A 25,860-nucleotide genomic window follows, 5' to 3' on the forward strand; every position below is an offset into this window, starting at 1 on the left:
TTTAGAATTATGAAAAATATATTGTTCTAAAATTTTGCTTAGTTATAACAGAATAAATACTATAAAATATTTTCAAAATTATAGTTGAACTCCTTTGATTAAAGTAGTTGTACTCCTGCTTTTTTAAAATCTGTTAATCGTTCGTCGTTTGGGTCAAGATCAGTTACAATAGTATCTATTTTATTTAGTCCACATACTACATGCGGTTTTCTCGTATTTAATTTTTCAGCTGTGAATAAACAAATTACTTTTTCAGAAGACTCGATCATCGCTTTTTTAACAATTGAAACCTCATAACCCATTTCAGTAAGACCTTGATTAGTATCAATACTACTCACACCCATAAAGCAAATATCAGCTTTAATTTTTGATAAAACCTGAAGAACATCAATGCCAATGGTTACCATTGCGTTTTTCTGCATTTTTCCTCCTATAAAAATTAAATCTATATTGGGATGTTGCGATAATTGCATTGCAATAGGTAAACTATAGGTGTATACCGTAGCCTTTAAGTCAGCAGGTATAAGTTTACAAAAAACTGAATTAGTGGTCCCACCACTCATTATAAGTACCTGACCATCATGTAATAAAGAAAGTGCTTTGAGACCCACTTCATTTTTTTTATCCTCATTTGTAATTATTAAATCAAAGACGCTATTTTGCTTATTAATAACAGGAACCGCACCACCATACACTTTTTCTAAACGTCCTTTCTGGTGCAATTCATTTAAGTCACGTCTTATCGAATCTTCTGAAACTTTTAAGTCAATGGCTAAATGAATGGTGTTTACACGAAGTTCATCGGCAAGTTTAGATAAAATAAAATTATGTCTTTCTGCTTTTAGCATAATATTCCAGATATATTAAATACAAATGTATTAAATTAATTAATTAACAATTAGTAGATTATTTAAAAATTTGCATAGTACTACAAACATTAAAGTTAATTTCTGCGTTTTTATGCGTTATTGAATAGAAAAATAAAAATAATTCGAAAAATATTGCAATTATATTGTCTGATTAAATATATTTGTACAATAACTATAAAAAAACCACGTAATTATGAGAAAATTATTAGTGATTTCATTATTGTTTTTTTTAGCACAAGTCAGCTTTGCACAGACAAAAACAGTAACGGGAACAATTACAAACAATTCAGATGGAATTCCAATTCCTGGAGCCACAATTTTAATTAAAGGCACAACAAAAAGCAGTGTGTCTGACATGGACGGTAAATATCTAATTAATGCATCAAATGCTGATGTACTTATCTTTAGTTATATGGGATTTACATCTAAAGAAATAAAAGTTGCTGAACAACAATCGATTAATATTTCACTTATTGAAAGTACTTTAAATTTAGATGAAGTAGTAATCGTTGGATTTGCTTCGCAGAAAAAAGCCAATTTAACGGGAGCAGTTGCTAAAATCGACATTGAGAAAGCACTTGGAAGCAAACCATTAACAGACATTAGTAAAGGGCTTCAAGGCACAACACCAGGATTAAATATCACATTTAATTCGGGAAATATTGGTAAATCATCCAATATAAATATTCGTGGAGCTGGTACAATCATCAATGGGACGGCTACAGGTTCTCCATTAGTATTAGTAGATGGAGTTCCATCAGATCTATCACTTTTAAATCCTGAAGATGTTGCGTCAATGTCTGTTTTAAAAGATGCAGCTTCCGCTTCCATTTATGGAGCTCGTGCTGCTTTTGGTGTTATATTAGTAACCACAAAAAATGGTAAAGACGCTAAAGGTAAAGTTAGATTCTCCTATAGCAATAATTATGGATGGAGCAATCCTATTTCTTTAGTTGAATTTAATGATCCAACTATTGAGCTTCCCGCTATGATTCAAGCACAAGCTCGTGCTGGTAATGCAAATCCCGAGTCATTTGGAATGAACTATAAAACATTGCTTCCTGGAATTATAAACTGGAAACAAAAATATGCTTCGACTAGAAATAGTAATGATAAAAACATGATTTTAGGGGAAGATTTTGATGTCATTGGTGGGAAAGAATATTTCTATAGAGTGTGGGATCCACATAAAGAAATGTTGAAAAAAAATGCAATTCAATCTTATCATAATTTCTCAGCACAAGGATCTTTATCCGATAAAAGTTCTTTTATAGTATCCTTAGGAATATCTGATCAAGAAGGTATTATGAATATTAATACAGAGAATAATCAAAGAGTCAATTTGAATATGGGAATGAGTACCCAGTTAGCATCTTGGCTTTCAGGTGATTTTAAAGTTCTTTCTTCTATGCAAGAATATAAATCCCCGTTCAACTATTACAACAATGGTTTAGATACTGCTGGAAATGGATATTTTGGTTATTATATGCGTTGGGGATCTTATTTTCCTTATGGAACTTATAATGGAGTGTCTTTTCGTCATGCAGCAGGATACATGAATAATGCATCTATGAATGAGAGAATAGAGAACGACACACGTATCAATGCTAAACTGACTGCTCAAGTTACTACAGACTTTAATATTATAGGTGAATATAGTATCAATAATAATTATTTTAGTAATAAAATTAATGGTGGCCAAATTCCTTTATGGGATTGGTGGACTGGAGCTGGAGATTTAGTATCAGGCAAACCTACGCTTATGGAAACTGGTAACGATTTTGTAGCTCAGTCTAAGTCTTCGTACACCAATAATGTTGCTAATATATATGCTAACTATACCAAATCTTTTAATAGCGTGCATAACTTTAAAGCTTTAGCTGGTTTGAACTCAGAATGGCAATCATTTGAAAGAACTTACGCTCGTAGAAATACATTATTAGATAAAAACAAACCTGAATTTAATTTAGCAATTGGAGATCAATTTGTTACAGCTGGAGCAGGTCAAGGTCCAGCATTATCTAGATATGCGATTGCCGGCTTTTTTGGACGTATTAATTATGATTATGACGGTCGCTACTTATTAGAGTTAAATGCTCGTTATGATGGTTCTTCTAAATTTCCTTTACAAGAACAATGGGGATTTTTTCCATCAGCTTCTGCGGGATATAGAATTTCAAATGAAAAATTCATGGAAAGCACACGTAATTGGTTAAATGATTTAAAGATACGCGCATCCATTGGATCAATTGGAAATCAAAATATTGCTAATAATGCTTTCTTACCAATTATGTCAAGTTCTAACCCATTCTGGTTAGGAAGTGGTTCTACTATTCCTCCATCGGTTTCTTTACCTACAAATGTAGATGTTAATCTAACATGGGAAAAAGTAACTACACAAGATATTGGATTAGATTTAAGAGTTTTCAATATGTTAGGTTTAACTTTTGACTATTACCAAAGAGATACTAAAGGAATGTTATCACCTGGCAAATCTCTTCCTGGATCATTTGGACAATCTGCAGCCAACACTAATTCTGGAAATTTGAGAACTAGAGGATGGGAATTAGGAATTAATTTTAATAAAGAAATTAGTACTAATGTTTCTGTTTACGCTGATCTTACTTTATCGGATTACACTACAGAAGTAACAGAATGGAACAATTCTTCAAAACTACTTGGTTCATTTTACCAAGGTCAAAAATTAGGAGAAATTTGGGGACTAACTACTGAAAGATTAATACAATCTACAGATGTTGTTGATGCTACAGGTTTGATTGTTAATGGAATAGATTTTAAAGATGTACGATCAGGGATTTTTAAATATGGACCTGGCGATGTATTATATAAAGACCTTAACGATGATAAAAAAATATCAAGAGGAAAAGGAACAGCTGATGATTCAGGAGATTTGAGTGTTATAGGAAACACTACGCCTAAATATCAATATGGTATTCGTCTTGGTGGAAACTTATATGGATTTGACATAGATGCTTTCTTTCAAGGTGTTGGTGAACGTCAATACTGGGCTACTTCTGATTTAGTTTTACCTTTTTATAGTAGAACAGATGCAATGTATGCAAATATGAATGATTACTGGACTCCTGATAATACAGAAGCTTACTATCCTAATCCGTTTCCAAAACATGATGCAAATGCTTTTGGTAGCTATGCACCTGGATCTAATAACTTTGTTGCACAATCTAGATATTTGCTAAATATGTCTTACTTAAGATTAAAGAGTGTAACAGTTGGATACACTTTACCTAAAAGCTTGAGTAAAAGAATAGGCGTAGATAAAATTAGACCTTATATATCAGGTTTAAATTTATTGACTTTCAAAGATGGTAATTTACCTGTAGATCCAGAAATTAATGATTCTGAGGCTACATGGGGTAGAACATTCCCTTATTCAAAAACATGGTCTGTTGGTCTTCAACTTGCATTTTAAAAACAAATAAAAAATTAAGAAAAATGAGAAAATTAATAACCAATTCTAAGATAAAGCTATCTATACTTGCTCTTTCAATAGCAGGACTATCTTTTAGCTGTTCAGAATTTTTAGATACGCCACCAGAAGACGCGTTTACAGATAGTAATTTTTGGACCTCAGAAAATAATGTCCGAACATTCTCTTGGTTAAATTATGATACTTTTTTGGGATACGGAAATAATGCAGGAACAACTGCTGATTTTTATTTCCATAACTCGTCGAATTTTGACGATAATCTAAACATGAATGTTTTTACTACTTTTAACACAACTGCCAATGCTACTAATGGGAACTGGAACTCTTATTACACGTTAATACGCCGTAGTAATTTGATGTTAGAAAGAATTCCAACCGTTGCCATGGATGAAACAAAGAAAAATCATTTTTTAGGTGTTGCAAAATTTTTTAGAGCGTATACCTATTTCCGTTTGGTACAAGAATTTGGTGATGTTCCTTACACTGATGCTTTTTTACAACAAAATGATGCTAATGTTTATAAACCAGCTTTAAGTAGAAATGATGTAATAAACAATGTTATTAAAGACTTAGAAGAGGCCTCGGCTTTAATGCTAAACGTTGATGATAAAAATGTGACTGTCAATAAATTTACTGGTTATACATTATTAAGTAGAGTTTGTCTTTACGAAGGTACTTTTAGAAAATATAACTTATCACAGTCAGGTAATGAATATCTACAAAAAGCAAAAGATGCAGCATTGCTTGTAATGAATAATACCTCTTATAAATTAAATCCAGACTGGAAAGCCCTATATAATTCTGTTGAATTATTAGGAAATAGCGAAGTTATCTTAGCAAAAAGATATATTCCAGCTATTTTAAGAAACTCTATCCAAGCTTATACTAATACATCTACTGTACAAAGTGGATTATCTAAATTTGCAGCGGAAAGTTACACCACTACAAACGGCTTACCAATAAAACAAGTTGGAGGAAACAGTCAATATTTAGGTGATAATACTATTACAGATGTATTTGCTAATAGAGATCCACGCTTTGCTAAAGCATTTGGAAATGTTGATTACGCTTATTCAGATAAGCCACTAAATGGTTTAACCTCTATCACTGGATATATTTTCCAATTATATAACAACCCATCTACAACGGGAACTGAAGTGACTACAATAGCTCAAAACCAAATTGATGCGCCAATATTTACTTTAAGCGAGGTGTACTTAAATTATGCTGAAGCTTGTGCAGAACTAGGATCAGCTACTAACGCAGATTTAAACTTATCTATAAACAAAGTAAGATCTAGAGCAGGAATAGCGATACTTACTACTGATGGTTCAGGTGCATCAGTGGGAGGAATAGCAATTAATGATCCACAACGCACTTCTAGTTTAGAGCAGATTACAGGTGTTGTAAATCCTCTAATTTGGGAAATTCGCCGCGAAAGAAGACTTGAATTTATGAGCTGGACAAGCCTTAGAAAAGCTGACATTTTACGCTGGAAAAAAGGTGAATACTTAGATGGAACTAAAAATCCTGATTTATTTTTAGGAGCGAGAATACCCTCATTGATAGGAACAAATTCAAGAACTAAAGTGAACGCTGAAGGTTATGTAATTCCTTATACAGTAAACAGAACATTTGTTTCTCCAAAACATTATTTAACAGCAATCCCTACAAATGACATTAGTTTATATGCAGTTGAAGGCGTGGAATTAAAGCAAAATCCAGGTTGGCAATAAGCAACCTTATTTGTATTAATAAAACTAGCTCTGGATTTAAAAACTCAGAGCTAGTAATTTTTAAAGTATATTCATATTTAATAAATGAATATAAATAGCTTTACAACCATTAAATAAAATTTTCTAATTGTAATAGTGATCGACTAAGAAATCCAATGCGAATTTTATACTTTTAAATAAATAGTATAAAATTTTCTAAACTAAACATATACTACAATGATAAAACATATCAAAAAATATATTTTTATTTCACTTTATTTAGTATGTTCAGCAGCTTGTAGTAGTGCTCCAAAAATGGTGACAGAATCAAACACTCTAACTATCAAATCCGGAGCCGATAATTACCTTAAATACCTACCCCTTTTAAAAAATAAAAAAGTGGGTATTGTTACCAATCAAACAGGAATTTTATCTGATAAAACCCATTTGATTGATTTTCTGATAGAGAAAGAAATCAATATTAAAACAATTTTTGCGCCTGAACATGGTTTTAGAGGAACTGCAGATGCAGGTGAACATATAGTAGATGGCAAAGATCCTAAAACTGGACTTTCTATAATCTCCCTTTATGGTGATAATAAAAAACCTAATAAAACACAATTAGCTCAAATTGACATCATGATATTTGATCTACAAGATGTAGGTGCTCGTTTTTACACCTATATCTCTTCCTTACATTATGTTATGGAAGCTTGTGCTGAGAATGGAATTCCATTAATTATCTTAGACAGACCCAATCCAAATGGTAGTATTATAGACGGACCACTTTTAGAAAAAGAATTTACAAGTTTCGTAGGGATGCACCCTATTCCACTGCTTCACGGGATGACTATGGGTGAATATGGCAAAATGATTAATGGTCAAAAATGGTTGAAAAATGCAGTACAATGTAAACTTACTGTTATACCGTGTGTAAACTATGATCGCAAAATGGAATACAATATTCTTATTAAACCGTCTCCCAACTTACCAAACGATCAATCCATAAATCTTTATGCTAGTTTATGTCTGTTTGAAGGAACTAATGTAAGCGTAGGTCGTGGTACAGAGAAGCAATTCCAAATTTTTGGTTCGCCCTTTTTAAATAAAGAAAAATTTGATTTTAGTTTTACTCCAAAGCCAAATTTTGGTGCAAAAGAACCGATGCATAATGGTGTAAAATGTTATGGTGAAGATTTATCATCGTATAAAAAACTCAATCAATTAGAATTAAATTGGCTTATAAAAGCCTACCAGAATACTAGCGATAAAACTAAATTTTTTAATGCTTTTTTTACAAAATTGGCTGGTACTAAAAAATTGCAATCACAAATTGAAAACGCTATTTCCGAAAAAGATATTAGACTTAGTTGGCAGAATGACCTAACTGCTTTTAAAAAAATGCGCGGTAAATATCTTATTTATTAAAATTAGGAACAGCAACAACAATAAAAAAATTATGACCTTCAAAATATTATAAAAATGGCAAAAAATAATCCTGATACAGAAAAAGAATCACTTTATGCTAACCTTGAAAAAATGAGTACCGAGGAAATACTCATGGGAATTAATGCAGAGGATAAAAAAGTATCAAGTGTGATCAAAAAGCAAATACCAAATATTGAGAAACTGGTAGATGCTGTTGTACTAAAAATGAAAGACGGTGGGAGATTATTTTATATTGGAGCGGGTACATCAGGTAGAATAGGAATATTAGATGCATCAGAGTGTCCTCCTACTTTTGGCGTACCTCATGATCTGGTGATAGGTATTATTGCCGGTGGTGATTATGCGATTAGGAAAGCAGTTGAGAATGCCGAAGATGATTTTAACCAAGCTTGGGAAGATTTAAAAAAACATAATATTTCAAGCGCTGATTTTGTAATTGGTATTGCAGCCTCAGGAAATACGCCTTATGTTATAGGTGGTTTGAAAATGGCTCGTGAAAACAATATCAAAACAGGCAGCATATCTTGCAACAGCAATAGCTTAATCTCAAAAGAAGCTGATTTCCCTATCGAAATTGTAGTCGGTCCTGAATTTTTAACAGGAAGTACCCGTATGAAAGCAGGAACTTCGCAAAAACTGGTGTTAAATATGATTTCTACATCGGTGATGATTAAACTAGGGAAAGTCTATGGAAACAAAATGATTGATATGCAATTGTCTAACAAAAAATTAGTGCAAAGAGGTGTTGAAATGATCATAGAAGAACTAAAAATTGATGAAAAGTTAGCAGCTGAATTATTAAATAAACATAAAAGTGTTAGAGCCGTTTTACTAGCAGAAAATAAAAATCTAGCAGATTAACATTGTAAACTTTCCTCAAATTTTATACACTAACTAGCCAACCAACACACAAAATGACACCAAGCGCCATTCTAATTCTTATCATTGTTTATTTCGGAGTATTATTCTATATATCACATAGAGTGAGCAGAAAGGATGATGGTAATGAGGCATTTTTTACTGCTAACAAAAATTCAAAATGGTATTTAGTAGCTTTTGGGATGATAGGAACAGCTTTGTCTGGTGTGACTTTTATCTCCGTTCCGGGAGAAGTGGGCGCTGCAGGTGGTGAACAGTTTAAATATTTTCAATTTATAATAGGGAATGCGATTGGTTTTATAATCATTACTAAATTATTATTACCGTTATATTATAGAATGAATTTGACCTCTATTTATAGTTATATAGAGCAAAGAATGGGGTTTTATAGCTATAAAACCGCTGCTTCTATATTCTTGATTAGTAGAACTGTAAGCTCGGCTTTTAGACTTTATTTGGTGGTTATAGTATTGCAACGTTACGTATTTGATTTTTACGGAATTCCATTTGCGATGACGGTTTTAATTTCATTATTACTTATCTTTTCTTATACGTATAGAGGCGGACTTAAAACAATTATTATTACAGATACATTGCAAACTTTTTTCTTAGTCACTTCAGTTTTTCTGACTATCTATTTTATTTGTGATAGTATGAATCTTAGTGCTATTGCAGCTTTCGAAGAGGTAAAAAATAGTAATTATTCGAAAATATTTTTCTTTGATGATTTCTTAGGAAGCAAATTCCATTTTATAAAACAAATTTTAGGTGGAATGTTTGTTACTATCGCCATGACAGGACTCGATCAAGATTTAATGCAGAAAAACCTGAGTTGTAAAAACATTGGCGAAGCTCAAAAAAACATGTTTACCTTCACTGGAATATTTGTTATCATCAATATATTTTTCTTAAGTGTAGGCGCTTTACTTTACATTTATGCCAATAAAAATGGAATTGCAGTACCAATCGACTTAATTACTGGCAAACCGCGAACTGATTTGCTCTTTCCAGAAATAGCCTTAAATCATCTCTCGATAATTCCAGCAATTGTATTTTTACTAGGAATTATTGCAGCCACTTTTGCTACTACTGATAGCGCTTTGACAGCATTAACTACTTCCTTCTGTGTCGATTTTTTAGGCATGGATAAAAAAGAAAATTTACAAAAAAAGAATAATGTCCGAATTAGACATTTAGTACATATCAGTTTTTCAGCATTGATTTTCTTAGTTATTATTGTTTTTAATTCTATAAATGATAGCTCTGTGGTAGGGATGATTTTTAGAGTGGCTTCTTACACCTATGGACCATTGTTGGGATTATACGCTTTTGGATTATTCCAAAAAACAAGAAATGTAAATGACAAATTGGTGCCTTTTATTTGCCTTTTGTCTCCGCTATTCACCTATTTGATAAATGAATACTCTAGAACTTTATTTTCAGGTTATGTTTTTGACAATGAATTAATAGTAGTCAACGGAATGATCACCTATTTGGGATTGTTAATAACTAGCTCCCATAGCGCTGAAAAAATTAGCTTTTAGTATAATTAAATTATTGAATAATGAATTGCTTACCATCAAAAAAATAAAAAGGTAATCAGTTCAGTTAAAATTAATGAGATGAAAAATTATTTTTTTAAAATCAGTCTTTACGCTGCATTATTGATTCTAATTACAAATTGTGCTGTTTCTAAAAAAGCAAATAACAGAGCTTATTTAAACAAAAATGCTTTTGAAAATAATGAAGCGGTTTATACTTCATTAAATAAATCAGAAAGAAAAACTTTTTTTAAAGATTCGGAGTCTGAAACACGCTGGACTGATAGTATTTATAATAAAATGTCTCTTCAGGAAAAGCTAGGACAATTATTTATGATTCCTGCCTATTCTAATAAAGATTCAGTCCATGAAAAAAATATTAAAGAATTAGTCGAAAAATATAAAGTAGGTGGTGTTATTTTTTTCCAAGGTGGTCCAGTGCGCCAAGCTATATTAACAAATGAATATCAATCCATTGCTAAAACGCCTCTATTTATAGGTCTTGATGCGGAATGGGGACTAAGTATGAGACTCGATTCTACTTATGTTTTTCCATGGAATATGACACTCGGAGCCATTCAAGATTTAGATTTAATTGAAAAAGTAGGAATACAATTAGGCGCCGAAAGTAAAAGAATGGGTATTCATTTTAATTTTGCTCCAGTACTTGACATCAACACCAATCCTAAAAATCCTATTATTGGCAATCGCTCCTTTGGCGAAAGCAAAACTAACGTTAGCGCTAAAGCAATCGCATTGATGAAAGGCGTTCAAAAGCAAGGCGTTTATACGACTGGTAAGCATTTTCCTGGTCACGGTGACACTGCTGCTGATTCGCATTATACATTGCCATTAGTTAATTTTTCAAAAGAACGTATCGATATGATTGAATTATATCCATACAAAAAGATGTTTGATGAAGGTTTAGTTTCTGTCATGGTAGCGCATCTTAACATTCCAAGTCTGGAAAGTAAAGAAAACTATCCCTCCTCTGCATCTTATAATATAGTGACTACTGTACTTCAAAAACAATTGGGATTTGAGGGTTTAATTATTACCGATGGTTTAGCAATGAAAGGGGCTAGCAACTTTAAAGGTCCAGGTGATCTTGAGTTAGCCGTATTATTAGCAGGAAATGACATTTTACTTTGTCCTGAAAATGTTCCTATTGCAATGACTAAGTTAGAATCGTCATATAATGAAGGAATTATCACTGAAGAGCGTCTAGCACATTCTGTAAAAAAAATATTGCGCTATAAATTTAAAGCAGGTTTAAATAGGTACAAAGCTATTGAAATAAGCAATTTAATTACGGATATTAACCCATCTAAAAATGATGCTTTAAATTATAAACTATATGAAAACGCCATCACGGTATTGAAAAATAAAAAGGAAATTCTGCCTATTAAAGACCTTAGCCAGAAAATTGCTTACGTAAAATTAGGTGATGATGTCAATAGTTCGTTTGTGTCAACATTAAAAAAATATACCGAAGTAACCGAAGTTTCAAATACCAATATTGATAGTTTAAACCTAGAGTTAAAAAAATACAATACGGTAATTATAGGTTTTCATAAAATAAACAAAACTTGGGCTAAGCAAGATTTCACGGAGACAGAACTGACTTGGCTACAGAAAATAGCGCAAGAAAATAAAGTAATCGTAGACATTTTTGCAAAACCATATACCTTACTTCCTATCACAAATTATGATGACATCGAAGCATTAGTTATTTCTTACCAAAATTCAGATATAAGCCAAATCGTTTCAGCAGAATTATTATTTGGTGCTATTGATGCAAAAGGTGTATTACCTGTTTCCATTAATAATCACTTTAAAATAAATGATGGTTTAACAACTAAAAAATTAAATAGACTAGGTTTTACAGCTCCCGAAAACGAGGATATGAATCCACAAATTTTATCTAAAATTGATAGTATTGCGCAAAAAGCTATCGATGCAAAGATGACTCCTGGAATGCAAGTCTTAGTGGCTCGAAAAGGAAATGTGATATTCCAAAAATCTTATGGTCATCTAATCTATGATGGTGAGAAAAAAGTGACCAATTCAGATTTATACGATGTAGCTTCTTTATCTAAAATGATTTCAACACTTCCTAATGTGATGCAGTTATATGATAAACACAAAATAAAATTAGACACTAAACTGAAAAAGATGGTACCTATTTTTAGAAAAACAGATAAAGCTTCAATAAGTTTTAAAGATTTATTGACACATTATGCAGGACTTCAAGCTTGGATTCCGTTTTACAAAGCCACATTAAATAGTGATAATTCACCTATGGATAAGTATTATCGCAAGGTGGCAAACAATCAATTTTCAACTAAAGTGGCAGATGGTCTTTATATTAGAAATGATTATCACGATACGATTATGAAACTTATTGCTGATAGTCCGTTGTCGCTCAAAAAAGAATATAAATACAGCGATTTCACTTTTATAATTTTAAAAGAATATTTAGAAAGAAAAACAAGGCAACCACTTGAAATTTTAAGTCAAAAAAACTTCTATAGCTCACTTGGTATGAATAATACACTATACAATCCATTATCAAAATTTTCTAAGAATGTAATTGCACCGTCAGAAGTGGATAATTATTTCCGTCATCAAGTGGTGCAAGGATACGTACATGATATGGCTGCCGCAATGGAAGGTGGCGTTGCTGGTCACGCTGGAATTTTCTCTAATGCAATGGATATGGCCAAGATGATGCAGCTTTTTTTGCAAAAAGGAAATTATGGAAACAAAAGCTATTTTTCGAAAGAAACATTTGATGCTTTTAATACTTCATATTACGCTGCTGAAGGAGTGCAAAGAGGGTTAGGTTTTGATAAAAGAGTTGCGAAAGGTGGTCCAACATGCAATTGCGTTTCTGAAGCTAGTTTTGGTCATACGGGTTTTACAGGTGATATCGCTTGGGTGGATCCTGAAACTGAAATTGTGTATATTTTTCTATCAAATAGAACTTATCCAGAAGTAACAACAGAAGGAAACAAATTAGCCAAGGAAAAAATTAGAGAAGACATTCAACAAATTATTCAAGATGCGATTATCAAGTAGTTTAAAAGCAAAACAAAAATACTTTAAAAGTTTTTTTATATTTAAATCAAACAATTTAAACCTTAAACATTACTAACTATTAGATGAACATAATATCGTTGTTTAAAATATATAAGCCATATAAGTTTTAAATCATATTGTAAAAACAGAACGTGAAATTTCAAATTTCTTTTTATTAAGGCTATTAAATTAAATGAGTTGCCACAGATAAATGCGGCAATAAATTGTTTGTATAATTTATACATAGCTATTAAAGATAATAGTAAACAAAATTATATGTTCTTCAATATTTTATATGGTTTAAAAAAAATCTAATCACAGTACTCATTTTTCTAATTATGAATTCAAATATAGAATCACTTTATAAAATTGCTCAAAAACCAACACGAACCATTATTGGTTTAATGTCTGGAACATCTTTAGACGGTTTAGATATAGCCTTGTGTGAGATTTCAGGTTCTGGTAAAAAAACTGAAGTTACATTATTGGAGTTTGAAACTGTTAATTATTCCGAAGATATAAATTCTGAAATTCGCTCTGTATTCGCAAAACAATCTATTGATTTCCAAAAATTAGTTTTGCTAAATGAGTGGATCGGAGTTTTACATGCGGATATGATTTTGAAATGTTTACACCAATGGGGAATATCTATAGAGAAAGTAGATTTAATAGCCTCACACGGTCAAACTGTTTTTCATGCACCAAAGATTTTACATCAGCAAGAAAAATTTCCAAATGCTACTTTACAAATTGGCGACGGCGATCATATTGCGGTAAAAACAGGTATTATAACACTGTCAGATTTTAGACAAAAGCATCTTGCAGCAGGAGGCGAAGGAGCGCCTCTAGCAGTTTACGGTGATTATTTTCTTTTTTCAAAAAAAGGAGAAAATCGGATTATGCTGAATATGGGTGGTATTTCAAATTTTACTTATTTACCCGCAAGTAACAATCCCGAAGAAGTTTTTGTTACCGATACAGGAACTGGAAATACCCTAATTGATGCTTTTACAAAATTGTACTTTCCAGATAAGTCGTATGATAAAGATGCTGAAATCGCTAAAACGGGAAATGTAAATCAAGAACTTTTAATCAGTTTAAAATCTGATTCATTTTTTACAAAACCATTTCCTAAAACAACAGGACCTGAACTTTTTAATGTTGATTATGTTAGAAATGCACAAGCGAACTCTACTACTAAAAATATTGCTATTCCTGATTTACTAGCGACATTAACACGATTTAGCTCGGAAACAATTGCAGAAGCTATACATGTAGCAATAAAAAATAAAACTGATCCTATTGAAAAATTTACTATTTATATGTCAGGTGGTGGAGCGCACAATCCTCTATTAGTAAAATGGTTAAAGGAATTATTGCCTTGTCATTTTTTAAACAGTAATGATATAGGAATTTCTGGCGATGCTAAAGAAGCGATTTTATTTGCTGTTTTAGCTAATGAAACAGTTTCAGGTGGAAAATCTGATTTTGGAACACGCAAAGGAATTCCGTCTGTTTCGATGGGGAAAATTTCGTTTCCTCATTAAGAAAATAAACAGCTATCACAAAACCAAAAAAAAATGCAAAAAGAACGCTTACTTTCGCTTGATGTTTTTAGAGGATTTACCATTCTATTGATGACCATTGTAAATAATCCTGGAAGTTGGGCATATATTTATCCTCCTTTACAACACGCAGAATGGCATGGCTGCACTCCTACTGATTTAGTATTTCCTTTTTTTATATTCATTATGGGAACTGCAATTCCTTTTGCAATGCCAGTAAAACATTTTGATACGGCCGTTTTTAATAAAATTCTAGTTCGCTCGCTTCGCATATTTTGTTTGGGCTTATTTTTAAATTTCTTTAGCCGAATTGAATTATTTTCATTGGAAGGAGTTCCTTTATTGATCGTTCGACTACTCATAACTTTTGCAGTAGCGTATGCCTTATTGGGGAACTTCACTCTAAAAATAAAGACTTATCTCGTTTTTATTATTTTCGGTGCGCTACTATTTTTGGCATATAGTGGCATTCCAGCTTTTGAAAGCGTAAGAATTCCAGGAGTTTTACAGCGAATAGGAATTGTGTATTTTTTTGCTTCCATTTTATATTTAACATCAAATTTTAAAATACAAATTCTTATAGTAACATCTATTTTACTAATTTATTGGGGCTTAATGGCATTGGTTCCTGTACCAAGATTTGGCGATGCTAATTTTGAAAAAGGAACTAATTTAGCAGGTTGGCTTGACAATCTATTGCTAAATGGTCATTTATGGGCATCATCAAAAACTTGGGATCCAGAGGGAATTTTAAGCACTTTGCCAGCAATTGCAACAGCAGTCTTAGGAATTTTTGTTGGCCAAATTTTAAATATGCCAATTGCAAAACTGCAAATTGCTAAAAAAATGACCCTTGTCGGGATTGGTTTAGTTGTACTAGGATTACTCTGGAATATTGTTTTTCCAATTAATAAAGCATTATGGACTAGTTCTTACGCTATTTATACCGCTGGAATTGCAACCTTATGCTTGACAATCCTATATTATATTATCGATGTCTCATACTATAAAAAATGGACCAAATTATTTTTATTTTGGGGTGTGAATCCTATGATTGTATTTTTCTTTTCAGGAATAATTCCAAGAGCTTTAAGTGCCATTAAAGTTGAAAATCCTATTGTAAGTCAAGAAAAAATTAATCTTCAAAAATTTATTTATGACTATAATATAGTTCCACTGTTCAGTGATCCGTTGAACGCTTCGCTTTGTTACGCGTTATCTTACGCTGTTTTTTGGTCTATTATTTTATGGATCCTCTATAAATATAAATTAATCTTTAAAGTATAATTGTAGTCGGTTTCGATTTGATAAAAGCTCGAACTTTTTGGCAAACAAATTGTCTCTTGAAATTTGATCCTTTTTATAACCTATAAATCACACTAAAAAAACTATTTTTGAAGACTTTACTAAATAACATCATAATGAAAAATTATAAGTACAGCGCACTATTCATAACCTTCGTAATATTCTCATTTTTGAATTTAAATGCTCAAGAACTTGTTAAACACCCTAAAACTGAATTTAGAGGAGTTTGGATTGCCACTGTAGTCAATATAGACTGGCCAAAAACAAGCAGCGATAGTGTTGACAAACAAAAAGCAGACTATATCGAAATTTTAGATACCTATCAAAAATTAAATTTTAATGCAGTAATTGTCCAAATTAGAAGCGTAGGTGATGCTTTTTATCCAACTAAACTGGCTCCATGGTCAAAATATCTAACTGGAAAAGAAGGAAAAGCACCTGTACCCTATTATGACCCTTTAGAATGGATGATTACTGAAGCACACCGTAGAGGTTTTGAATTTCACGCATGGATGAATCCATATCGTGCAACAATGAATTATAATACTGCTGCTCTCAGTCCAGATCATGACTTTTTTAAATATCCAGAATGGATGATAAAATACGGTGGAAAATATTACTACAATCCTGCCTTGCCAGAAGTTCAAAAACATTTACTAACCATAGTTGACGAGGTGGTACAAAATTATGATATTGATGCCATGCATTTTGACGACTATTTTTATCCTTATAAAGTGGCTGGTGAAAAATTTAACGACACGGCATCGTATGAGAAATATGGAAAAGGAATGAGTATTGACGACTGGAGACGTGACAACGTCAATACTTTTGTCAAAGACGTTTCGGTTTCTATAAAGAAGAGTAAACCATGGGTACAATTTGGAATTAGCCCTTTTGGCGTTTGGCGAAATAAATCGGTAGATCCTCGCGGTTCAGATACAGAAGCTGGCCAAACCAATTATGATGATTTATATGCCGATCCTATTGCTTGGATGGACAATAAATGGATTGATTATTTAGTGCCACAATTATATTGGAGCATGGATCATCCTAAAGCTTCGTATTCTAAATTACTAAAATGGTGGTCTGAAAACTCAAATAATACTGCTATTTATATCGGGAACGGTACCTACAAAATCAATGCTGATTCTGATAAAAGATGGAATAACCCTCTTGAAATTCCAAACCAAATTGACATTACAAGATCGTACAAAAACGTTCAAGGAAACGCCTATTTCAGCGCAAAAGGGTTTGTAAATAAAAATCAAAAAGTAACCAAATTGCTGAGTGAAAATCAATACAAATATCCGGCATTGCCGCCAGTTGTGCCGGCTGCTGTTAAAAATATAGTTATTGTTCCCGCAGCAAGTAATTTAGTAATGGATCCAATCTCTATACGATTTGACGTGCAACGTCCATTATATAGTAAAATAAGATATGTAGTAGTTTACGCAGCTCCATTTGGTTCCGCAATTGATAGTAGCAATCCAAGCCAAATAGTTGAAAAAGTAGCTTATGAATTTAATAGTGATACGACACAAATTATAATTCCATCGTATAAAATGGATATAAATACGACTTGTGCGATAACATTTATCGATTATTATGGTAATGAAAGTCAAGCGACAATCGTAGATCTAAAACAATAATTTCAAAATTCAATAAGCAACTTAAATGAAAGTAGATAATAGACCCTGGTATTGGATTCCCGTATTAAATTTTGCATCTGGTTTTCCTTATGTAATCATCATTTCGGTTTCAGTGCTGATGTATAAAAATTTAGGAATTAGTAATGAAGATATTGGCTTCTATACCAGTTGGTTGTACTTACCTTGGGTTATAAAACCACTATGGAGTCCTTTTATAGACTTATATGGAACTAAAAGAAATTGGTTTCTAACCATGCAATTGCTTATTTCAATTGCCTTTTTAATTGTTGGTTTTATTATTCCTACAAGTCATTTCTTTATTTTGAGTTTAGCCGTCTTTTGGGTTGCTGCTTTTGCATCGGCCTCTAATGATGTGGCCAGTGATGGTTTTTATATGTTGGCATTAGAGAAAGAACAGCAATCATTTTTTTTAGGAATTAGAAGTACTTTTTATAGAGCGTCGATGCTTACAGGAAATGGATTAATTATTTTATTAGCAGGTTATTTAGAGCATCGCTTTGGCGATAACCAGCAAGCGTGGTCTTACACCATGATTTTTGTGGGTATTGTAATGACCATTTTAACGATTTATAATTATTTTGCTACGCCAAAAGCAGAGTTGCCAGTTGTAGCCGGACATGAAGAAGAGAAAAATTTCAGTAAAGTATTTATTAGTTTTTTTAAGAAGAAACAGATTGTTTTAGTTCTATCATTTATATTATTATTCCGTTTAGGAGAATCACAATTGTTAAAGATGTTAACTCCCTTTCTAGTAGATCCCATTAATCAAGGTGGAATGGGTTTACAAACCGAAGATGTAGGACTCATCTATGGAACTTTTGGACTTATTGCATTAACCATCGGCGGAATTTTAGGCGGTATTGCTATTTCAAGAGATGGTTTAGGAAAATGGATGTTACCTATGATTATAGCGATGCATTTGCCTAATATTGGTTTTATATTACTTTCTCATTTTCATCCAAGTTCGATACTTTATATTTATTTGACCGTTATCGCAGAGCAGTTTGGTTACGGTTTTGGTTTTGCCGCTTTTATGATGTATTTAATTTATGTTGCCGATGGTGAGTCAAAAACGTCTCATTACTCTATTGCCACAGGATTTATGGCACTTGGGATGATGCTTCCTGGAATGGTAAGCGGTTATATTCAAGATTATTTAGGTTACGGCAATTTCTTTATTTGGGTATTTATCGCAACAATCCCTGGTTTGATATTATCTCGATTTCTACTATTTCCCAAAGATTTCGGGAAAAAGACAACTTAAAACATTCACGTAAAGATTAATTCTAAAACTTACTGAACATTTACAAATTATTTTAAAAATGTATAATAATAATAAAACATGGCTGGACTTTACATTATCTGGGATTTTGATCCTGAAATAATTAATATTTTTGGATTTCCACTAAAATATTATGGACTATTATTTGCTTGTGGTTTACTTTTAAGTATGCAAATACTCAAGAAGATTTTTAAGAATGAAAACTTAAAAGATAGCGCACACGAAGCATTAATTTTTTATGGAATATTTGGAATTTTTATTGGGGCAAGATTAGGACACTGTTTATTTTATGATTTTGATTATTATTCAAAAAATATTTTAGAAATTATTCTACCTATAAAAAAAACTTTAAATGGAGGATATGAGTTTGCAGGATATGCGGGTTTAGCAAGTCATGGAGGAACAATTGGTTTGATTATTTCATTATATCTATATTCAAAGAAATTTCATATAAAATTTCTTAAAATATTGGACGTAATAGCAATAGTTGCACCACTTGGTGCAATGTTTATAAGACTGGCGAACTTAATGAACTCTGAAATGATTGGTAATACTACCTCAATGCCTTGGGCTTTTATATTCTTAAAAGTGGATAACCTGCCAAGACATCCTGCTCAACTTTATGAAGCAATTTCATATTTTATAATTTTCCTAACAGTATCTATAGCATACAAATACGGAAGTATAAAATTAGGAGATGGTTATCATTTTGGTTTAACAATAACTTTAATTTTTATAATGAGAATTTTAATTGAGTTTGTAAAAATAGATCAGGTTGAATTTGAGGAGGGAATGATACTGAATATGGGGCAATTATTAAGTATTCCATTTGTAATAATTGGAATCTTTTTTATTGTGAAGAATTTAAGATCTAAACAATTAAATTCTAAAATTCATATAATGGACTAAATTTTTACTTCGAATATTAGTCATTAATTTCTTTATTATTTATTTAAAATAAGCGAATTATAATAATGTAGAGTAAAAATCTTTTAAAAAAATAATAAACCAAGCCAGAACAATAACGAATTAACCATTAAGTTTAGCTGCAGGTACTGGGAACCACAGACTATAAACTAAGAACTAAGGAAGACAAAAAATGACATTAGAACAAAAAATAGGACAATTTTTCTTTCCTGCAGTTTTTATCAATGATACGGAAGAAAATATTCAGGCAACTGAAAAGTTAATTCAGGATTACAACATTGGTGGACTTACTTTTTTTCATAGTAGAGCCTCTGCTGCCACCAATTATGAAACTAAGACAAAAGTTGTTTTTAATGATGATAGCTGTCAGCGTTTAAAGGAGTTGATCATTCGTTTTCAAAAATGCGCTCCTACTCCACTGTTAATGAGTATTGATGCCGAATGGGGCTTAGCCATGCGTGTCGAAAAAACACCGCAGTATCCTTATGCAATAACATTGGGTGCTTTGCCTGTATCAAAATCTCATTTATTATATGAAGTGGGAAACCAAATTGGAAATGATCTTAAATCTGTTGGCATTCATTACAACTTAGCACCATTAGCAGATATTAACAATAATCCTGATAACCCTGTGATTGGTTATCGTTCCTTTGGCGAAAGCAAAGAAAAAGTTAGTGAATTTGCATTAGCATATCTACAAGGTATGAATGATGCTGGCGTGCTGGGCTGTTTAAAGCATTTTCCAGGTCATGGAAATACGAATGTAGATTCGCATTTGGGATTACCTATTTTAGAAGAAAATTTAGAGCAATTATTAGCAAACGAACTAGTTCCGTTTATAAAAGGAATTGAGAATAATGTCGATTCCATAATGATAGGTCACTTGGCCGTTCCAGCATTGAATAGCGGTAAAAATACTTCGGCTACCTTATCGAAATCCATTATAGAAACACTTTTGCGAAAGCAATTAGGCTATGATGGATTAGTAATTTCTGACGCTTTAAATATGCGAAGTGTTTCTGATTTATATGAGAAAAAAGGACAACTGGAATACGAAGCTTTTAATGCTGGAAATGATATACTTTGTTTTGCAGAAAATATAGCGGAAGGAATTCAAGAAATTCTTGAAAATGCAACCGCGGAAAGGATTGAAGAAAGCTATAATCGCATTGTAAAATGCAAACAAAAAGTTGGATTATTAAATTTTGAAACAGCTGTTCAATCGATGTCAGATTATGAATTTAATTTTAAAAAAACATCTGACTTAAATCATCAAATCGCTGAAAATTCTATTACACTAATCAAAGATAATAACAATACAAAAGTTGTTATTGATGCTAAAATTGAGAATAAGCTAGCTAAATTAAGTCTTTATAGAAAAACTAATAATCCCTTTTTTCAAGCTTTAGTGAAGGATTTACCTTCACCCGAATATAGTTATCAAAGTGGAGACAATTTATATTTTGAGTCGTTAGAAAAAAATCTTGAACCTTATGACACTTTAATTATCGCTTTATTTGTTCCAAAAGCCAAGCCTTTAAACAATTTTGACATTGAGCCAGAAGTGCTACATTTTTTAAAAAAAATAGTAACTAGCAAAAAGTGTATTTTATATGTATTTGGGAATCCATATTCACTTCAAGTAATTCCAAATTTAAAATCAGCAACAGGAATTGTTCAAGTATATCAGGATTTTGAAGAGTTTCAAAAAGTAGCTGCGAAACAATTACTTCATAATTTAGTTTGTGAGGGAAATCTGCCTATATCAATTAAAACTTTGTAAGTATATAATAAATGATAATCGAGCAAGAAGGCTATTTGTCTTTATCAGAATAAAAATATTGTAAGTAGAAAAATTGACAGTTTTACAAAATCAGTTTAGGCTAATAGCAACTTTTTTATTTATATTGCAAGCTCAAATAACAACAAATGAATACTGAAATTAACAGAAATAAACAATTATCAATTGTAGAAGCCTTAATTCCTGTTGCAGCACTGATCACCATGTTAGGTTTTAATGTTTATGTCTATGGGGATGCAGCTTTAAGCGGCAGTAATCAATTTGTTTTACTCTTAGGTGCTGCTGTTGCAGCAATTGTTGGTTTTTTTAATAAGGTTTCCTTTCAAAAAATGATGGATGAAGTGGCTGAGAATATCAAGTCAACCGTTGGAGCCATTTTAATACTGCTTATGGTAGGTGCTTTAGCTGGTACTTGGTTAGTAAGCGGAATCATTCCTTCGATGATTTATTATGGTTTACAAATTCTAAGTCCCGCTATCTTTTTACCAGCTACATTAATTATTTGTTCTATAATATCTATTGCAACTGGAAGCTCTTGGACTACAAGTGCTACCGTTGGTATAGCGTTGATTGGTGTTGGTGGCGCTTTAGGTTTTGATTTAGGAATGGTAGCTGGAGCAGTTATTTCTGGAGCTTATTTTGGAGATAAACTTTCACCTATGTCTGACACTACAAATCTGGCTCCTGCTATGGCTGGAACTGATTTGTTTACTCATATAAGGTATATGACGCTCACTACAATTCCAACTTACATTATTACATTACTTCTTTTTATTATACTTGGTTTATCTGTTGATGTAAAAGGAGATGTAAATATTGCCACTTTACTCACCGATATTGAAGCTTCTTTTACAATTTCACCATGGCTGTTTGCAGTTCCCGTGATTGTCATAGGTTTAATTATAAAAAAAACAGAACCTTTAATTGCACTACTAATTGGTACTTTATTAGCTGGAGTTTTTGCACTTATATTTCAGCCACATATTATAAACCAAATTGCTGGTGTAGATCACATGACTATTCAATCAGCCTATAAAGGTATTATGGATGCCATAACGATTGATGTTATTATACCCACTGAAAATAAAACTTTAGAGTCCCTTTTCACATCAGGAGGTATGCAAAAGATGCTGGGCACCATTTGGTTAATACTTTGTGCTATGGTTTTTGGAGGAATTATGGATGCGATAGGTGCTTTAGCTAGAATTAGTCAAGCATTACTTAAATTAGCCCACACCACTTTTGGGTTATTTGCTGCGACAGTAGGAAGTTGTTTAGCGCTGAACATTACGGCTTCAGATCAGTACTTAGCTATTGTAGTTCCAGGCAAAATGTTTGCACAAGCTTATAAAGATAAAGGTCTTGCTCCCGAAAATTTAAGTAGAACTCTTGAAGATGCAGGAACAGTTTCTTCTGTTTTAATCCCTTGGAACACCTGTGGAGCTTATCATGCAGGAACTTTGGGCGTCTCTACTTTTGATTATTTACCGTATGCCTTCTTTAATATAATTAGTCCCTTTATGACTTTGATATTTGCTGCCTTTAATATCAAAATTAGACAATTAGTGGCAGAAGTAAAGAGTTGAGACTTGGAGCAATTTGTTATCGTATTAAACTGTCGCACTTAATTACTGGGATAAACTTAATTAAACGAAAACACAATAATTGTTACTCTTATTGAAAATTAAGATCATCATTAAAACGTACATGACTTATGTGTTTGATAAGGTTTACAATATTTTCTTGTAATCATTCCAACGATTTTTGCATTAACGTATTGTTTTTGAGCGGAATAAACTAACTAAATTAGCTTCAGGTTCAATTATAACAATTTACAACAGATCTTCTTATTTGTTTTAACATATACGCCAATTTCAGTTTACATAACTAAAACTTATGATTTGATAAAAACTAATAATTAAAATCAATCATTTTATCGATACTTTATCTTAAGTTTGTAATGATCAATTTAATATAAACAAAAACAAACATATATGGAACTTTCAAATGACTTAAGTAAATGTCCTTTTAGTCAAAAGGAAAAAAGCACTAAATCTGTTATAACAAATCAACATTGGTGGCCAAAAGCGCTAAATTTAGATATCCTTAGCCAGCATGATACAAAAACTAATCCGTTAGGAGAAGATTTTAATTACGCAGAAGAGTTTAAAAAATTAGATTTAGAAGCCCTTAAAACTGATTTAAAAAATTTGATGACTGATAGCCAAATTTGGTGGCCCGCCGATTGGGGACATTATGGTGGTCTAATGATTCGTTTAGCGTGGCACTCGGCGGGAACTTATAGAGTTTCTGATGGACGTGGAGGAAGTAATACAGGAAATCAACGTTTTGCACCAATCAACAGTTGGCCGGATAATGGAAATTTAGATAAAGCAAGGAGATTGCTTTGGCCGGTAAAAAAGAAGTACGGAAATAAAATTTCGTGGGCAGATTTGATGATTTTAGCAGGAAATATGGCTTATGAATCAATGGGTTTTAAAACTTTTGGATTTGCAGGTGGACGTGAAGATATTTGGCATCCTGAAAAAGATATTAGCTGGGGAGAAGAAACAGAATGGCTTGCAAAATCGGGAAGTGAAGGAACCAGATATTCAGGCGAGAGAGACTTAGATAATAAGTTAGCTGCCGTAATGATGGGTTTAATTTATGTAAATCCAGAAGGAGTTGATGGCCAACCTGATCCTTTAAGAACTGCTCATGACGTTCGAATTACTTTTAAGCGCATGGCGATGAATGATGAAGAAACTGTTGCATTAACTGCAGGCGGACACACTGTAGGAAAAGCGCATGGAAATGGAGATGCTTCATTACTTTCAAAAGAGCCTGAAGCAGGTGAATTTGAAACGCAAGGTTTTGGTTGGATCAATCCAAAAAATAATGGAAACGGTGCTGATACCATTACTAGTGGAATAGAAGGTTCTTGGACGACTAACCCAACACGGTGGGATAATGAATATTTTCATTTACTATTAAGCTATGACTGGGAATTACAAAAAAGTCCGGCAGGTGCTTGGCAGTGGGAACCCATAAACATCAAAGAAGAGGACAAACCATTGGATGCATTTGACCCAACGAAAAGAAATAATCCAATCATGACTGATGCCGATATGGCAATGAAAATGGATCCAATTTATAGAGAAATATCCGAGCGTTTCCATAAAGATCAAGCTTATTTTGATGATGTTTTTGCAAGAGCATGGTTTAAATTGACACATAGAGATTTGGGACCAAAAGATAGATATTTGGGAGCTGATGTTCCTGATGAAGTACTAATATGGCAAGACCCAATTCCTACGGTTGATTATACATTATCTGAATCAGAAATTGAGGAATTGAAAACAAAAATCCTTAATAGCGGTTTAACAAGAACGGAATTAATAAATACAGCTTGGGATAGTGCTAGAACTTTTAGAGGTTCAGATCTACGTGGCGGTGCTAATGGAGCTCGAATCCAATTATCTCCACAAAAAAGTTGGACTGCCAACGAACCAGAACGCTTAGAAAAAGTTTTATTTGCACTAACGCAACTTCAAAATGGATTAGGTAAAAAAGTTTCTATCGCTGATTTAATTGTTTTAGGTGGAAATGCAGCAATTGAAAAAGCAATTCAGGATTCAGGATTTAATATAAAAGTTCCTTTTCAATCAGGTCGAGGTGACGCAACAGCAGATATGACAGATGCGGAGTCATTTGAAGATTTAGAACCACTTGCAGATGGTTTTAGAAACTTTTATAAAAATGAAAATACCGTAAATCCTGAGGAATTATTACTTGATAGAGCACAATTATTAGGCTTAACAGCTCCACAAATGACAGTTTTAATAGGTGGAATGAGAGTTTTAGGAACTAATTATAACGGGTCGAAAGAGGGAGTTTTCACCAATAACGAAGGAGTGCTAACAAATGATTTCTTTGTAAATCTTACTGATATGGACTACAGCTGGAAACCAGTTTCAGAGAATCTATATAATATTGTTGATAGAAAAAGTGGTGTAACGAAATGGACTGCCACTAGAGCTGATTTAGTTTTTGGTTCTAATTCTATTCTGAGATCTTATGCTGAGGTGTATGCTCAAGATGACAATAAAGAAAAATTTATCAAAGATTTCGTTAAAGCTTGGAACAAAGTAATGAATAACGATCGATTTGATATAAAAGCAAATTAATTTAGACGTTTGTAAATACAAAAATCCACTACTATTTAGTGGATTTTTGCTTTATTTATATTATTGATCAACATAAATGCATTTTTATTTGTCATAAGTTTTTTCTATGGTTTTATAAAT

At 32.3% G+C, this 25,860-nt stretch carries 15 protein-coding genes; 14 read left to right on the plus strand and 1 reads right to left on the minus strand.

Features of this window, described 5'->3' with window-relative positions:
- Nucleotides 1-98: 98 nt before the first annotated feature.
- Nucleotides 99-848, minus strand: coding sequence for a DeoR/GlpR family DNA-binding transcription regulator (locus tag RCH18_RS06565; protein WP_326935956.1), 750 nt, complete (start codon nt 846-848; stop codon nt 99-101).
- Nucleotides 849-1,062: 214 nt separating this feature from the next.
- Between RCH18_RS06565 and RCH18_RS06570 the strand changes: the two genes are divergently transcribed.
- The 14 genes from RCH18_RS06570 to katG all read left to right on the plus strand — a co-directional run bounded on the left by RCH18_RS06570 (nt 1,063) and on the right by katG (nt 25,740).
- Nucleotides 1,063-4,320, plus strand: coding sequence for a SusC/RagA family TonB-linked outer membrane protein (locus RCH18_RS06570; protein ID WP_326935957.1), 3,258 nt, complete (start codon nt 1,063-1,065; stop codon nt 4,318-4,320).
- Nucleotides 4,321-4,343: 23 nt separating this feature from the next.
- Nucleotides 4,344-6,074 carry a RagB/SusD family nutrient uptake outer membrane protein gene (locus tag RCH18_RS06575; RefSeq protein ID WP_326935958.1) on the plus strand — a complete coding sequence of 577 codons (1,731 nt, stop codon included), beginning with the start codon at nt 4,344-4,346 and terminating at the stop codon, nt 6,072-6,074.
- Nucleotides 6,075-6,290: 216 nt separating this feature from the next.
- Nucleotides 6,291-7,481, plus strand: a complete 1,191-nt coding sequence (locus tag RCH18_RS06580) for an exo-beta-N-acetylmuramidase NamZ family protein (protein ID WP_326935959.1) — start codon at nt 6,291-6,293, stop codon at nt 7,479-7,481.
- A gap of 54 nt (nt 7,482-7,535) precedes the next feature.
- Nucleotides 7,536-8,363, plus strand: coding sequence for an N-acetylmuramic acid 6-phosphate etherase (murQ, locus tag RCH18_RS06585; RefSeq protein WP_326935960.1), 828 nt, complete (start codon nt 7,536-7,538; stop codon nt 8,361-8,363).
- Between the two features lie 53 nt (nt 8,364-8,416).
- Nucleotides 8,417-9,925, plus strand: coding sequence for a sodium:solute symporter (locus tag RCH18_RS06590; protein ID WP_326935961.1), 1,509 nt, complete (start codon nt 8,417-8,419; stop codon nt 9,923-9,925).
- A gap of 78 nt (nt 9,926-10,003) precedes the next feature.
- Nucleotides 10,004-13,003, plus strand: coding sequence for a glycoside hydrolase family 3 N-terminal domain-containing protein (locus RCH18_RS06595; protein ID WP_326935962.1), 3,000 nt, complete (start codon nt 10,004-10,006; stop codon nt 13,001-13,003).
- A gap of 338 nt (nt 13,004-13,341) precedes the next feature.
- On the plus strand, nt 13,342-14,550 hold the full coding sequence (locus RCH18_RS06600) for an anhydro-N-acetylmuramic acid kinase (protein WP_326935963.1): 1,209 nt from the start codon (nt 13,342-13,344) through the stop codon (nt 14,548-14,550).
- Between the two features lie 33 nt (nt 14,551-14,583).
- Complete coding sequence (locus RCH18_RS06605; RefSeq protein WP_326935964.1) at nt 14,584-15,855, plus strand: acyltransferase family protein; 1,272 nt, start codon at nt 14,584-14,586, stop codon at nt 15,853-15,855.
- A gap of 134 nt (nt 15,856-15,989) precedes the next feature.
- A complete protein-coding gene (locus tag RCH18_RS06610) occupies nt 15,990-17,522 on the plus strand; it encodes a glycoside hydrolase family 10 protein (protein ID WP_326935965.1) in 1,533 nt (510 codons plus the stop codon).
- A gap of 25 nt (nt 17,523-17,547) precedes the next feature.
- Entirely contained in the window at nt 17,548-18,807 is a 1,260-nt protein-coding gene (locus tag RCH18_RS06615) for an MFS transporter (protein WP_326935966.1), read from the plus strand.
- Between the two features lie 78 nt (nt 18,808-18,885).
- On the plus strand, nt 18,886-19,734 hold the full coding sequence (gene lgt, locus RCH18_RS06620; protein ID WP_326935967.1) for a prolipoprotein diacylglyceryl transferase: 849 nt from the start codon (nt 18,886-18,888) through the stop codon (nt 19,732-19,734).
- A 190-nt stretch (nt 19,735-19,924) separates the two neighbouring features.
- Complete coding sequence (locus tag RCH18_RS06625) at nt 19,925-21,535, plus strand: glycoside hydrolase family 3 protein (protein ID WP_326935968.1); 1,611 nt, start codon at nt 19,925-19,927, stop codon at nt 21,533-21,535.
- A 146-nt stretch (nt 21,536-21,681) separates the two neighbouring features.
- Complete coding sequence (gene nhaC, locus RCH18_RS06630; RefSeq protein WP_326935969.1) at nt 21,682-23,139, plus strand: Na+/H+ antiporter NhaC; 1,458 nt, start codon at nt 21,682-21,684, stop codon at nt 23,137-23,139.
- Between the two features lie 408 nt (nt 23,140-23,547).
- On the plus strand, nt 23,548-25,740 hold the full coding sequence (katG, locus tag RCH18_RS06635) for a catalase/peroxidase HPI (protein ID WP_326935970.1): 2,193 nt from the start codon (nt 23,548-23,550) through the stop codon (nt 25,738-25,740).
- The last annotated feature ends 120 nt before the right edge of the window (nt 25,741-25,860 follow it).

It is taken from the genome of Flavobacterium sp. PL11, from assembly GCF_035985025.1.
In the GTDB taxonomy this organism is placed as follows: Bacteria; Bacteroidota; Bacteroidia; order Flavobacteriales; family Flavobacteriaceae; genus Flavobacterium.

Bases quoted from the DNA above. Each gene is read 5' to 3' on its own strand.
- RCH18_RS06605 (WP_326935964.1), top strand. From the start codon at position 14,584: ATGCAAAAAGAACGCTTACTTTCGCTTGATGTTTTTAGAGGATTTACC.
- RCH18_RS06625 (WP_326935968.1), top strand. From the start codon at position 19,925: ATGACATTAGAACAAAAAATAGGACAATTTTTCTTTCCTGCAGTTTTT.
- RCH18_RS06565 (WP_326935956.1), bottom strand. From the start codon at position 848: ATGCTAAAAGCAGAAAGACATAATTTTATTTTATCTAAACTTGCCGAT.
- RCH18_RS06580 (WP_326935959.1), top strand. From the start codon at position 6,291: ATGATAAAACATATCAAAAAATATATTTTTATTTCACTTTATTTAGTA.
- nhaC (WP_326935969.1), top strand. From the start codon at position 21,682: ATGAATACTGAAATTAACAGAAATAAACAATTATCAATTGTAGAAGCC.
- RCH18_RS06615 (WP_326935966.1), top strand. From the start codon at position 17,548: ATGAAAGTAGATAATAGACCCTGGTATTGGATTCCCGTATTAAATTTT.
- katG (WP_326935970.1), top strand. From the start codon at position 23,548: ATGGAACTTTCAAATGACTTAAGTAAATGTCCTTTTAGTCAAAAGGAA.
- RCH18_RS06570 (WP_326935957.1), top strand. From the start codon at position 1,063: ATGAGAAAATTATTAGTGATTTCATTATTGTTTTTTTTAGCACAAGTC.
- RCH18_RS06610 (WP_326935965.1), top strand. From the start codon at position 15,990: ATGAAAAATTATAAGTACAGCGCACTATTCATAACCTTCGTAATATTC.
- RCH18_RS06600 (WP_326935963.1), top strand. From the start codon at position 13,342: ATGAATTCAAATATAGAATCACTTTATAAAATTGCTCAAAAACCAACA.
- RCH18_RS06590 (WP_326935961.1), top strand. From the start codon at position 8,417: ATGACACCAAGCGCCATTCTAATTCTTATCATTGTTTATTTCGGAGTA.
- RCH18_RS06575 (WP_326935958.1), top strand. From the start codon at position 4,344: ATGAGAAAATTAATAACCAATTCTAAGATAAAGCTATCTATACTTGCT.
- murQ (WP_326935960.1), top strand. From the start codon at position 7,536: ATGGCAAAAAATAATCCTGATACAGAAAAAGAATCACTTTATGCTAAC.
- lgt (WP_326935967.1), top strand. From the start codon at position 18,886: ATGGCTGGACTTTACATTATCTGGGATTTTGATCCTGAAATAATTAAT.
- RCH18_RS06595 (WP_326935962.1), top strand. From the start codon at position 10,004: ATGAAAAATTATTTTTTTAAAATCAGTCTTTACGCTGCATTATTGATT.